This is a genomic window from Citrobacter sp. Igbk 16 (assembly GCF_028069755.1).
GTDB lineage: Bacteria > Pseudomonadota > Gammaproteobacteria > Enterobacterales > Enterobacteriaceae > Citrobacter.
On the sequence record NZ_JANEWJ010000005.1, the window covers coordinates 174,430 to 188,020 of the forward strand.

Annotated in this window: 10 protein-coding genes; 3 read left to right on the forward strand and 7 right to left on the reverse strand. The window is 52.9% G+C overall.

Going from position 1 to position 13,591, the window contains the following annotated elements; all coding sequences use genetic code 11:
- Positions 1-10: 10 nt before the first annotated feature.
- Both NNO03_RS05910 and NNO03_RS05915 read left to right on the forward strand, forming a co-directional pair.
- The gene (locus tag NNO03_RS05910; protein ID WP_271449056.1) at positions 11-1,498 is read left to right on the forward strand and encodes a UxaA family hydrolase; all 1,488 of its coding nucleotides are present in this window, start codon (positions 11-13) and stop codon (positions 1,496-1,498) included.
- A gap of 121 nt (positions 1,499-1,619) precedes the next feature.
- Positions 1,620-2,174, forward strand: coding sequence for a YgjV family protein (locus NNO03_RS05915; RefSeq protein WP_271442087.1), 555 nt, complete (start codon positions 1,620-1,622; stop codon positions 2,172-2,174).
- A 14-nt stretch (positions 2,175-2,188) separates the two neighbouring features.
- Here NNO03_RS05915 and sstT read toward each other — a convergent pair whose 3' ends face one another.
- The 4 genes from sstT to NNO03_RS05935 form a co-directional block, all read right to left on the reverse strand.
- Positions 2,189-3,433 (reverse strand): serine/threonine transporter SstT, encoded by a 1,245-nt coding sequence (gene sstT, locus NNO03_RS05920; protein ID WP_271449057.1) that lies wholly within the window; start codon positions 3,431-3,433, stop codon positions 2,189-2,191.
- A gap of 245 nt (positions 3,434-3,678) precedes the next feature.
- Positions 3,679-4,647, reverse strand: coding sequence for a TerC family protein (locus tag NNO03_RS05925; RefSeq protein ID WP_137382507.1), 969 nt, complete (start codon positions 4,645-4,647; stop codon positions 3,679-3,681).
- Between the two features lie 270 nt (positions 4,648-4,917).
- The gene (locus NNO03_RS05930) at positions 4,918-5,916 is read right to left on the reverse strand and encodes a Gfo/Idh/MocA family protein (RefSeq protein ID WP_271449058.1); all 999 of its coding nucleotides are present in this window, start codon (positions 5,914-5,916) and stop codon (positions 4,918-4,920) included.
- A gap of 72 nt (positions 5,917-5,988) precedes the next feature.
- Complete coding sequence (locus NNO03_RS05935; protein WP_271442091.1) at positions 5,989-6,489, reverse strand: M48 family metallopeptidase; 501 nt, start codon at positions 6,487-6,489, stop codon at positions 5,989-5,991.
- Positions 6,490-6,571: 82 nt separating this feature from the next.
- Between NNO03_RS05935 and rlmG the strand changes: the two genes are divergently transcribed.
- Positions 6,572-7,708: a 23S rRNA (guanine(1835)-N(2))-methyltransferase RlmG gene (gene rlmG, locus NNO03_RS05940; RefSeq protein ID WP_271442092.1), complete on the forward strand. Its 1,137-nt coding sequence runs from the start codon at positions 6,572-6,574 to the stop codon at positions 7,706-7,708.
- Between the two features lie 152 nt (positions 7,709-7,860).
- Here rlmG and NNO03_RS05945 read toward each other — a convergent pair whose 3' ends face one another.
- The 3 genes from NNO03_RS05945 to ygjJ form a co-directional block, all read right to left on the reverse strand.
- A complete protein-coding gene (locus NNO03_RS05945) occupies positions 7,861-9,879 on the reverse strand; it encodes an NADPH-dependent 2,4-dienoyl-CoA reductase (protein WP_271449059.1) in 2,019 nt (672 codons plus the stop codon).
- Between the two features lie 229 nt (positions 9,880-10,108).
- Positions 10,109-12,460 carry an alpha-glucosidase gene (ygjK, locus tag NNO03_RS05950; RefSeq protein ID WP_271449060.1) on the reverse strand — a complete coding sequence of 784 codons (2,352 nt, stop codon included), beginning with the start codon at positions 12,458-12,460 and terminating at the stop codon, positions 10,109-10,111.
- A gap of 44 nt (positions 12,461-12,504) precedes the next feature.
- Positions 12,505-13,581, reverse strand: a complete 1,077-nt coding sequence (gene ygjJ, locus NNO03_RS05955; protein WP_271449063.1) for a protein YgjJ — start codon at positions 13,579-13,581, stop codon at positions 12,505-12,507.
- Between the last annotated feature and the right edge of the window lie 10 nt (positions 13,582-13,591).

Genomic DNA, 13,591 nt, shown 5'->3' on the forward strand with positions numbered 1-13,591 from the left:
CGGGGTTGGTATGCAATACATCAAGATCCACACGCTGGATAACGTCGCGGTTGCGCTTGCTGATTTGGCTGAAGGAACCGAAGTCACCGTTGATGGACAGGCGATTACCCTGCGCCAGGCGGTAACACGTGGCCATAAATTTGCTTTACGCGATATTGCGCAAGGCGAAAACGTCGTTAAATATGGTTTGCCAATTGGCCATACGCTGGTTGATGTCGCTGCGGGTGAGCACATTCATGCTCACAACACGCGCACGAATCTGAGCGATCTGGACGCGTATAGCTACCAACCGGATTTTCAGGCGGAAGTTGCTCAGGCAGCCGATCGCGACGTGCAGATTTATCGCCGCGCGAACGGTGATGTTGGGGTGCGCAACGAGCTGTGGATCCTGCCGACCGTCGGCTGCGTCAATGCGATGGCACGTCAGATGCAAACCCGTTTCCTGAAAGAGACCCACGACGCCGAAGGTATCGACGGCGTTCATCTTTTCAGCCACACCTACGGCTGTTCGCAACTGGGTGACGACCATATCAACACTCGCACCATGCTGCAAAACATGGTGCGTCACCCGAATGCGGGGGCGGTGCTGGTGGTTGGCCTCGGTTGTGAAAACAACCAGGTTGATGCTTTTCGCGAAACGTTAGGTGAGTATGATCCAGAACGCGTTCACTTTATGGTCTGCCAGCACCAGGAAGACGAAGTGGAAGCGGGGATCGAACATCTCCATCAGCTGTACAACGTGATGCGTAACGATAAGCGTGAGCCGGGTAAACTCGGCGAGCTGAAGTTTGGTCTGGAATGTGGCGGATCTGACGGCTTGTCTGGGATCACCGCTAACCCGATGCTGGGGCGTTTCTCTGACTACGTGATCGCGAACGGCGGGACTACCGTGCTGACTGAAGTCCCGGAGATGTTCGGTGCCGAACAGCTATTAATGGACCACTGCCGCGATGAAGAAACCTTCGGTAAGCTGGTGACCATGGTCAATGACTTCAAGCAATACTTCATTGCTCACGACCAGCCGATCTACGAGAATCCATCGCCGGGGAACAAAGCGGGTGGCATCACCACGCTGGAAGATAAATCGCTGGGATGCACACAGAAAGCGGGTTCCAGCAAAGTTGTCGATGTACTGCGCTACGGCGAACGTCTGAAAACGCCAGGTTTGAATCTGTTAAGTGCTCCGGGCAATGACGCCGTTGCGACCAGTGCGCTGGCGGGGGCAGGCTGTCATATGGTGTTGTTCAGTACCGGGCGTGGTACGCCGTACGGCGGTTTCGTACCGACGGTGAAAATTGCCACCAACAGCGAGCTGGCCGCGAAGAAAAAGCATTGGATCGATTTTGATGCCGGGCAGCTAATCCACGGTAAAGCGATGCCGCAACTGCTGAACGAATTTGTAGATACCATCGTTGAGTTTGCCAACGGTAAACAGACCTGCAACGAACGCAATGATTTCCGTGAACTGGCTATTTTTAAAAGTGGTGTAACGTTGTAGTCATTGTACAGGCCTACGGATCGCGTAGGCCTGATAAGCGTAGCGCCATCAGGCCTAAACCGTTGCCGGATGGTGGCGTAAACGCCTTATCCGGCCTACGAAATGGAGTTGGAGTTGCTGCATGACCGCGTATTGGCTGGCCCAGGGCGTTGGTGTCATCGCCTTTCTGATCGGGATTACCACTTTTTTTAATCGTGACGAGCGCCGGTTCCGGCTACAGCTCGCCGTCTATAGCGCCACCATTGGCGTACACTTCTTTCTGATGGGGGCCTGGCCCGCGGGAATGAGCGCTGAGCTTAATACCGTACGTACCCTGGTCTCAATGCATACCCGCAAGCTGTGGGTCATGACGGTTTTTATTGTCCTCACGCTGGTTCTTGGCTTGGCAAAATTGCAGCATGCGATGGAGCTACTGCCTATTATCGGCACGCTTGCCAGTACCTGGGCACTGTTTCGTTGCAAAGGGTTAACCGTGCGCTGTGTGATGTGGTGCGCAACCGCCTGCTGGGTTATCCATAATTTTTGGTTAGGGTCGATTGGCGGGACGATGATCGAAGGTAGCTTTCTGGTGATGAACGGCCTGAACATTATTCGCTTCCGGCGCATGCAAAAACGCGGTATTGATCCATTCAAAATTGAAAAAAGCGTTCAAGAAGAGAACCCCTCCGCCCGATGACGGAGGGGTTGTGATTAGCCGCGCAGGGCGTTATTTTCCAGACGCTCGTCTTCTGCCTGGCAGGCTGCAGCGGTAAACAGGACGTCTGTCGAAGAGTTCAGCGCCGTTTCACAGGAATCCTGCAATACGCCGATGATAAAGCCAACGGCGACCACCTGCATGGCGATGTCATTCGGGATACCGAACATGTTGCACGCCAGTGGGATCAGCAGCAGAGAACCCCCCGCGACGCCCGATGCGCCGCAAGCACACAGCGATGCCACCACGCTCAGCAACAGTGCCGTCGGTAAATCGACTGGAATACCCAGCGTATTCACCGCCGCCAGCGTCAGAACCGTGATGGTAATCGCCGCGCCTGCCATATTGATGGTAGCGCCCAGCGGGATGGATACAGAGTAGGTGTCACGGTCCAGGTTCAGCTTCTCACACAGCGCCATATTCACCGGAATATTGGCTGCAGAGCTGCGGGTAAAGAAGGCGTACACGCCGCTTTCGCGCAGGCATGCCAATACCAGTGGGTACGGGTTACGGCGAATTTTCCAGAACACCAGCAGCGGGTTGACCACCAACGCAACCAGCAGCATACAGCCAACCAGTACGGCCAGCAGTTGGGCGTAGCCCCAGAGGGTGGCAAAACCCGTCGTCGCCAGTGTGGAAGAGACCAGGCCGAAGATACCTATCGGTGCAAAGCGGATAACCAGTCTCACCATAAACGTGACGGCATCGGACATATCATTGACCAGATTCTTGGTCGTCTCATTACCATGGCGTAGCGCAAAGCCAAGGCCGACTGCCCATACCAGAATACCGATATAGTTAGCATTCAGCAGCGCATCAATGGGGTTAGAAACCATGCTCATCAGCAGGCTGCGCATCACCTCAATAATACCGGATGGCGGCACGATATCGTTGGCACTGCTGGAAAGATGCAGCGTCGAAGGGAAGGCAAAGCTGAACACCACGGCGGCTAATGCCGCTGAAAATGTTCCCAGCAGGTAAAGGAACAGAATGGGGCGGATATTGGTTTTTTGCCCGTGCTGGTGGTTGGCGATAGAGGCCATTACCAGCATCAGCACGAGGATTGGGGCGACGGCTTTTAATGCGCCGACGAACAGTGTCCCCAGCAGGCCGACGGCTTCTGCCGCAGGTTTTGAAACCAGTGCCAGCAGAATCCCCAGTACCAAACCGACCAAAATTTGTTTAACCAGGCTCCCTTGCGCCAAACGCGAGATCAGCCCCGATGAACGTAGCGTAGTCATGTAGTCATCCTTTGATTGTGTTGTTGTTCACCCGTTGTGCGTTCTCATGACGCATCTTTCTGGATGTAACAAAGTGTTTGCATGGCTGAGTATAAGGAAAGATGCCGGTTCGGGAAGATAAATATCCTGGTTTCCGCGCTCAGATCATATTTTATAACTTTAAATTAACATTGTTTTGACATGTCCAGCAAAAAGCCCGACGCACGCAATGTGCGGTCGGGCTTTATCAACTAGCTAAGTAAAAGTTACTGTATTTGCTGCTTTTTATCGTGCTGGTGGTTGACCCACGCATTCACAACCAGCGTCACAAACAGAATACCGAAGACCACACCTAACGAGATAGCGATCGGGATATGGTAGAAATCGACGATCAGCATCTTGATACCGATAAACACCAGGATTATCGACAAACCATATTTCAGCATCGAGAAACGCTCCGCCACACCTGCCAACAGGAAATACATCGCACGCAGACCCAGGATAGCGAACAGGTTAGAGGTCAGTACGATGAACGGGTCGGTGGTGACGGCAAAGATTGCCGGAATACTGTCGACGGCAAAAATCACATCGCTCAGTTCAACCAGGATCAATACCAGCATCAGCGGCGTTGCAAACAGCAGACCGTTTTTACGCACGAAGAATTTTTCGTCTTCAATGGTATCGGTCATACGTAAATGGCCGCGCAGCCAACGCACTAACGGTTTGTCGCCAATACCGGAAGCGTCTTCTTTCGCCAGCGCCATCTTCACGCCGGTAAACAGCAGGAATGCGCCGAACACGTACAGCAGCCATTCGAACTGGGCGATAAGCCAACTGCCCGTGAAGATCATGATCGTACGTAATACAATCGCGCCCAGTACGCCATACACCAGTACCCGACGTTGCAGTGCTGCAGGTACGGAGAAGTAACTGAACAGCATCAACCAGACAAAGACGTTATCTACCGCCAGCGATTTCTCGATCAGATAGCCGGTCAGGAACGCCAGCGCCTGCGGGTCGGCAACGGCACGGCCCTGAGTCTCAGCCAGGTACCACCAGAATGCCGCGTTAAACAGCAACGACAACGTTACCCAGACGATTGACCAGGCCGCTGCCTGCTTCATCGACATCGTATGTGCGCCACGACGACCCTGTAGCAGCAGATCGATGGCCAGCATAATGACCACCACGACAGCGAAGCCACCCCATAACAACGGTGTGCCAACAGTATTCATTTTATTTCCCCATGCATAAAAAAACGGCCAACGCCGAATGACGTTAGCCGCTGCTTTTTATGCATAGACCTTGCCATTCGGCAAGGTCTCACTTACAACAACAAAGGAATACGACAGCGTATTCCTTTGTTATCGCCCGGTGACCGGATGTGGTTTTTCACACATCGTAATGACGATCAACCGACAACGAAGTTACTCCCCTTTGCGGGTTACAAAATATTACAGGCCATGCCTTCAGTCAATGGCCTGCAACATTCGTTTTACACACTTTTACGCAGTCAGCGGTATCTGAGCATCATCTGCGGGGAAAATAACACCGGTCTGGCGGCGAATCTCCGTTTGCAGTTTGGCGGTAATACGACTGACGTTCAGTGCTGGATGATCCACTTCGCCGGAGTCAACCAGATGAGCAAAAGCCTCTGCCTCATAAAGCATAGTATTGATGTGCTGAGGCACCGTAAGATCCTGTGTTTTGCCACCGCGCGGAATAAAGCACACTTTCTGACACTCGGAAATTTTCTCGACAACCAGCGCTCCTGATTCGCCCTGAATTTCGCTGGCCAGTACGGAATCACTGACTTTCGAGTGCTGCAACGTGACGCTAAAATCACCGTAATTGAGTACGACTACGCCGTGGGCATCGACGCCGCTTTCCAGCAGGCTGGCACTTGCCTGAACGCTCAGTGGTTCACCCCAGAGCGCAACCGCAGCGGCCAGACAGTAAAAGCCGATATCCATAATCGAACCGTTAGAAAACGCCGGATTAAACGTATTGGGATTTTCACCGTCCAGATAACGCTGATAACGTGAAGAATACTGGCAGTAATTGATCAGCGCTTTCCTGACTCGCCCAATTTTAGGTAGTGATTGCTGTAATAGCAGGAAATTAGGCAGGCTGGCGGTCTTAAACGCTTCAAACAGCACGACCTGATTTTCACGCGCGCAGGCGATAGCAGCTTCGGCTTGTGCCAGATTTGAGGCCAGCGGTTTCTCGCAAATGACATGCTTTTTGTGCTGTAGAAACAGCGTTGTCTGCGGGAAGTGCAGAGAGTTCGGGCTGGCAATGTAAACGGCATCAATTGCGTCGCTTTGCGCCATTGCCTCCAGCGAGGTAAACAGATGCTCGACGGGATAATCATTGGCGAAGGTCTGTGCCTGTTCAAGGCTACGGGAATACACTGCGGTTAACTTATATTTGCCGGTTTCATGGGCGGCATCCACAAACTGGCGGGTGATCCAGTTTGTGCCAATCACTGCGAAACGTATCATAAATGCCTTCAGGCTGCGAAAAGGGATCCTTGCGTCAATTTAGCATGCCCTGAAGACAAAGCCAGTGCGCGACTACGCAGTTTGCTTCAGCGATTGTTGCGTGAGCCACAGGCGGGTATCAAACTCCAACTGGTGGTACTGCGGCTCCATATGGCAGCACAACTGATAAAACGCTTTGTCGTGCTCTTTTTCTTTCAGATGTGCCAGTTCATGCACGACGATCATGCGTAAAAAAGGTTCAGGCGCAGAACGGAACACGGTAGCGACGCGGATCTCCGCTTTGGCTTTGAGTTTGCCACCCTGCACGCGGGAGACGGCAGTATGCAGCCCCAGCGCATTTTTCAGCACGTGTATCTTACTGTCATACATGACTTTATTCAGCGGCGGGGCGTTTCTCAGGAACTGATTTTTCAGATCCTGGGTATATTGCCAGAGCGCTTTGTCAGTTGCGAAGTCATGTGTACCGGGATAACGCTTTTCCAGCACCGCCCCCAGACGCTGTTCAGCAATCAGCGTACGAACCTGGGAAAGTAAATTCTCCGGGTAGCCCTGGAGGTAAGTTAGTTGGTTCATTCATGTCCACGCAAATCATAAAAGTGTATACTCACGCACCCTTTTCAGGGATACGCCGAAATTTTACCACTCAGGAGGGCCGATGAGCCACATAGACAACGGTTTCCGTTCGCTGTCACTTAAACGTTTCCCGGAAACGGATGACGTTAACCCGCTGCTGGCGTGGGAAGCTGCAGATGAATATCTGTTGCAACAGCTGGACGATACCGAGATTAGCGGCCCGGTGCTTCTCCTGAATGATACTTTCGGCGCGCTGGGCTGTGCACTGGCGGAACATACACCATACAGCATTGGCGACTCTTATTTAAGCGAGCTGGGGACGCGTGAAAACCTGCGCCATAACGATATCGCGGAATCCAGCGTCAAGTTTCTCGACAGCACCGCTGAATACCCGCAGGCACCAGGCATTGTGCTGATTAAAATTCCCAAAACGATGGCGCTGCTGGAACAACAGCTCCGTGCGTTGCGTCAGGTTGTCACGCCGCAAACGCGCATCATTGCGGGGGCGAAGGCGCGTGATATTCATACCTCAACGCTTGAGTTGTTTGAAAAGGTGCTAGGCCCAACCACTACCACGCTGGCGTGGAAAAAAGCCCGTCTGATTAACTGCACCTTCAGTAATCCAGAACTGGCTGATGCCTCACAGACGCTGAGCTGGAAACTGGAAGGCACCGACTGGACTATCCATAACCATGCCAACGTTTTCTCCCGTACCGGGCTGGATATTGGCGCACGTTTCTTTATTGAGCACCTGCCGGAAAATCTGGAAGGGGAGATTGTCGATCTCGGTTGTGGCAATGGTGTGATTGGCCTGACGTTGCTGGAGAAGAACCCACAAGCGAGCGTGGTGTTTGTGGATGAATCACCGATGGCGGTGGCATCAAGCCGCCTGAACGTCGAAAGCAACATGCCTGAAGCGTTGGATCGCTGTGAATTTATGATCAACAACGCGCTGTCTGGCGTGGAGCCTTTCCGCTTTAACGCTGTGCTGTGTAACCCGCCGTTCCATCAGAAACATGCGCTGACCGATAACATCGCCTGGGAGATGTTCCACCACGCGCGTCGCTGCCTGAAAATCAACGGTGAACTGTACATCGTGGCCAACCGCCACCTCGACTACTTCCACAAGCTGAAGAAGATTTTCGGCAACTGCGAGACCATCGCCACCAACAATAAGTTTGTGGTGTTGAAAGCGGTGAAGTTGGGTCGTCGTCGTTAATCGCGTGTGCCGGATGCGGCTAACGCCTTATCCGGCCTACAATGAGCTACCCCGTAGGCCTGATAAGCGCAGCGCCATCAGGCAAATCAGCACATGCACATATTGCTGGATGGCGGCGTGACCGCCTTATCCGGCCTACGAAAGACGTGACGTTAAATTTCCAATGCCAGCCTTGTCCCTTGTGCAATAGCACGTCGGGCATCCAGCTCCATCGCCACATCACACCCCCCGATCAGATGTACTGTTTTACCCGCAGCATGCAGTGGATCAAGCAGCTCCCGACGTGGCTCCTGGCCGGCGCAAATCACCACGTGATCCACATTCAGGATCTGTAGCTCGCCGTTGATCATCACGTGTAACCCGTCATCATCGATCTTCTGATAGCTCACCGCCGGGATCATTTTTACGCCGCGTGAAAGCAGGGTAGCGCGGTGGATCCATCCCGTTGTTTTACCTAAACCTTGCCCAGGTTTACTGGCTTTACGCTGCAACATTACTATCTGGCGTGGGCTGCGGGGTAGATGTGGCCCTTCCGGACGTAAACCGCCGGGCTGTTGCAGGCTGGTGTCGATTCCCCATTCCACGCAGAACTCGGCAATATTCTGGCTGGTGGGATCGCCGGGCTGGCTCAGATACATGGCGGTATCAAAACCGATCCCTCCGCAACCAATGATCGCCACGCGCTTCCCTACCGGCGTTTTATCACGCAGGACATCGAGATAGCTCAGTACTTTAGGGTGTTCAATACCGTCGATCGGCGGCATGCGCGGTTCGATCCCGCTGGCGAGGATCACTTCATCAAAGGCTTGCAGTTCGTGGGCGCTAACAAACTGATTGAGTTTCAGTGTAACACCCGTTACGTCGATCATCCGGCGGTAGTAGCGCAGTGTTTCATAGAATTCTTCTTTGCCGGGGATCTGCTTGGCGATATTAAACTGCCCGCCAATCTCACCATGCGCGTCAAACAGCGTCACGTGGTGACCACGTGCGGCGGCGTTAATGGCAAAAGCGAGACCTGCAGGACCCGCACCCACAACGGCCAGATTCTTCAGGTGAGTAGCTGCAACAATGGGCATTTTGGTTTCATGACAGGCGCGTGGATTCACCAGGCAGGAAGTAACGTTTCCCACGAAAATCTGATCCAGGCAAGCCTGGTTGCAGCCAATACAGGTGTTGATCTCATCGGATCGTCCTGTTTGCGCTTTTGACAGCAACTCAGCGTCGGCCAGGAACGGCCGGGCCATCGATACCATATCGGCATCGCCGCGTGCCAGAATGTCATCCGCAACGGTCGGATCGTTAATACGGTTAGTGGTGACCAGTGGGATCGTCACATGACCTTTCAGCTTGCGCGTTACCCAGCTAAACGCACCCCGGGGTACCGGTGTGGCGATGGTGGGGATACGCGCTTCATGCCAGCCGATGCCGGTGTTAATAATTGTGGCACCTGCGGCTTCGATAGCCTGTGCTAACTGGACGGTTTCGTCAAAGGTTCCGCCTTGCTCCACCAGGTCGAGCATCGACAGGCGGAAGATAATAATAAAGTCACTGCCGGCACGCTGGCGCACCGCCCGTACGACTTCCACGGCAAAACGCATGCGGTTGGCATAGTCACCGCCCCATTCATCATTACGCTGGTTGGTGCGCAGAGTCAGGAATTCGTTGATCAGATAGCCTTCCGAACCCATCACTTCCACGCCATCGTAACCTGCCTCCCGCGCCAGCTGTGCACAATGGGCGAAATCTTCAATCAGTTGCAGCACTTCATCGTGCGTCAATTCATGCGGCGTAAAGCGGTTAATAGGGGCCTGAATGGCGGAAGGCGCAACCAGATGCGGTTGATAGCTGTAGCGGCCGGTGTGCAGGATTTGCAGGGCGATTTTCCCGCCTTCATCGTGAACTGCATCGGTAATGATACGGTGGTGCGCCAACTGGCTGGTGTCGTTCAGCATCGCGCCGCCTTCCATACCCACGCCGGATAACGCTGGCGCGATACCTCCGGTCACAATCAGAGCCACGCCGTGACGCGCGCGTTCGGCGTAGAACGCAGCCAGCCGTTCTGCACCATCGGGATACTCTTCCAACCCGGTATGCATTGAACCCATTAACACGCGGTTTTTAAGCCGGGTGAAGCCTAAATCGAGCGGGGCGAACAGCGACGGATAGCTCATAAAGGTGTCCAGTATGTAAAATTATTGTTATGTGGTCGGATGAGTTACTAATTTAGCCGTCGCCGCGCAAAAGGGAAAAGGGGAATGTCGTGATTGTGATGGGATTCAAAAAAGGCGCGGGGCCAGAGAACGAATTTGCCGGATGTCGGTGCCAGCACCTTATCCGGCCTGTGAAAATGTGGTTTTGTCGGCCGGATAAGCGAAGCGTCATCCGGCAAAATACCACTGATTACTGTTTTTTAAGAAAATCGTTATACAGCATGTAGAGATGTGCGGCGCTCCAGGAGAAGTTAGGTGCTCCCTGCTGTGCGCCGGTCAACGGGTTGTAGTTTTCCTGAATTGGACCTTCTGCCGTCAGCCCTTTGGCATGCTGGAAGAAAGTATCGGCCAGTTTTAGCGCTTCATCGCGATAGCCATAACGCTCCATCCCTTTTAGCCCGAACCAGAACTGATCCACCCAGACGCGCCCGCGCCAGTATATGTCCGCGCCGAAGGCCGGATTGGTCAGTGCAGCGGTGCCAAGTGGGACATATGTGTTGAACTCTTTCGGATCGAGCATCACGCTAACTACCGCATCCGCGTGGGATTGTGTGGCCGCACCGTTAAACAGCGGCGACCAGCCTTCCGGTCCTTTACCACGCTCGACGATCGGTTTACCCGCGCAGCCGTTCGCCAGCGGTTGGTCCTCAATACGAACGTCATAATAGAATTTTGTTGCCGGGTCGAACATACAGGTATTGATGTAATCGGCCAGCTTCTTCGCTAACGCCTGATAGTGCTTCGCGTCTTCTGGTTTACCGAGGATCGTTGCCATCTCTGCCAGATAATGGTTATCACTGTACATGTAGCTGGTCTGATCGACAGACTCCTGAAGCAATGAGTAACCGACCAGATTGCCATTTTTATCCCGGTTTTCAGCAAAATTGACCGTCCAGTCACTGCGTTTACCCCCGTTGGCAATGTACTTATCCAGCTGATCTTTATCGATAAAACCAAATACGGCGGCATCATCACGTCCAGATTCCCAGCCAGCGGCTTCCTGTGCTGGGATCGTCAGGCTGTCATACTGGCCCTTACTGATGACAGTTGCGTAGTGACTCAACCCGGAGAGAGTTTCTTCCTTGTCGCCCTGTTTCACCGTGAAGAGCATTTCGCCGCTATCGGTGTTGTGAGCCTTATCCCGCGTGGCGCCGTACTCAGGGACACCGTTTCCATTGTGATCGCGGTTACGTAACCACCAGTCGTGGTACGCGACCAGTTTCGGGTACATCTCTTCGAGCCAGGCCTTATCTTTGGTGACGTTGTAAACTTCCATCACCGACCATGCCGCCAGGCTGGGCTTGGTGTTGCGCTCATTCCAGTTACCGCCGTCGCCGCCGCGTTCCGGGATCTTATTCCAGGTCACCAGGTCGAGGATCATACCGGCATCCTGCGGCCGTATGGGATCGTTGGGCTGTATTTGCCAGTCAAAGAGCGCACGAATGCTGTCTTTTGCAATCTCTGGGTTGAAGTGCACCATTGCCGAGGCAATTTTCCAGCTATCCCAGGCATAGGTCTGGTTACCGGAGAACCAACGGGCCGTCACCGACGGCGTTACGGTATTGTGTTTTACTGCGCCTTCCGGGACACGCCAGTTACCGGTTAAGGTTTCAATCGCTTTTACTGCGACGCGAGTTTGCTCGGCTGTCGCATCCGGATTGTTCAACCCTTTTTTGAGGTACGCTTCCCAGCGCTGTTGGGAAGCGAGCATGTAAGAAGTCGGGCGCGCCAGAATATCGCGGATTTGCACCTGTTCTTTACTGACTTCCAGTGAAGTCAGCAGATGTGAATAGGTGGTATAGAACGTGGTTGAACCTTTGATATGCGCCTTGCTGGTGAAGCGATGACCGCTGACCTTCGTCTTCATCGGCAGCGATTTATGCACCTGATATTCTGACTCGCCAGAGGTAAGCAGATCCCAGGTCGAACGCACTTTGCCGAAGGTGACTTTCAGGCCATCGCGGGTGGCGACGATTTTGCGTTGATAATCCGGATACTCTTCATCGACGGTTTTGGTCGATGTCGGCTTCCCGTCTTTTGCCTCCACTTTTTCCAGCAGCTCGCCATCCCACACCAGATCCAGTGGAGTATCACTCGTTATCCTGGTTTCAAGCAGCGAGGTGTGTGAATCCGCAAAACGCAGGGTCATGTTAACTTCGATGCCGGGGGCCGTCAGTTTTTGTATCAGTGCGCCCGGAATGCTGTACGCCTGCATCGCGAAGGCCACTTTTTTACCGCTCTGGTACACCGTCAGGCGATCAAAGTTAGTCGCCATAAAATTGATGTACTCTTCGGTTAGCAGAGCGACGCCGGGGAAGCCCCCCATGGTATTTGGGCCGTCTGGCAGCAAGTGCCCATGCCATGAACCCAGATCGAAGAAAGGATTAAAGCGCTGATGGCTGTCGTTATTGGTATCACGCATATATTCAGGTGCGCCGTGGCGATCGATAACATCTTTAAAATCCGTGGCGGTTGCTGCATGCGCTGACATGCTAAATAGTAACGCGCAGGCTAGCGGGGTTAACGAATATATTTTTTTCATAATGACGAAGCTCCTTTTCACATTTAGCAAAATAAACAGAGAAATTAATGACCCCAGTAGTAATACTGCATCAGGAATATTTTGTTATCTGAATCGTCAGTACTGTTACCCAGGTTGAATCGGCTATCAAAAGCCGTGGCGAATTTACCGCCGCCATATTCGTACCAGATGCCAAATTGCGCATAGGATGTGGTTGTGTCGGGATCGTTATCCAGGTTGTGTTGCGCGTAGCTGTAGGCTGTAGAGAGATAAAAGCCTTTAAACGCCTCATACATGGCGCTGACCATTGCGCCGGTTTCCGTTCCCGGATTACCCAGCCCTTCACCACGTCCGGTATGGTGCCAGACACGTGCGCCGAAGTTCGGCGTAAGAATACCGGTGACAAAAAGCTGGCCGGTGCCATCGGTAATTTCTGTCCCGCCCATCCAGGTGACATCTTTCATAAAGTCATACTGGATATAGCCGTTTGCCATTGCAGGGTAGATATATTTATCGGAGTAGCGATCGTATTTACCAAAATGCAGCCACGCTTTATCTTCATCGGTATGACCAGCCGGTGTCGCGATGATGCTATAACGGAAATCACCGCTAAGGTTTTGTACTTTGACGGCCGTGGCGATATCGCGGGTATTGGGAAGTTCATAACCAAACTCTGGTGTGAAATCTGCCCAATATTGCAGATCGTCCAGGGAAGAGTCGTTATGCAGGCTCAGGATAATTTCGGTTTTATCATCGGTACGATAACCCCCCCAAAAGCGGTTTATCCCTCCTTCAAAACCACCCCAGCCATGATCGGGCACCCAGGCATTACCATCGTGGTCTGCCTGTACTGTCCACCCCTCACCGTATATAAGCCCGAACCAGTGGCCATATTGACCTTCCACGCCACCTTCAATATAAGTGCCGTCTTCGTATTTTCCTTTATAATCCCCCTCCAGCGCCGTATAACCTCCCACCCCCATCTCGCCATAAAAACGATATGAAGGTTCGGCATTCGTGATTGCTGGCGTTTTGGTGTCGTCATGTTCGGCTGGAATGCTTTCTGATGCGACAACCAGAGGTAAGTAACAACAAAAGGAAAGGGCGATCAGTGCCCTGGTAGTATTAATATTAAATGTCATTTTTCTATTC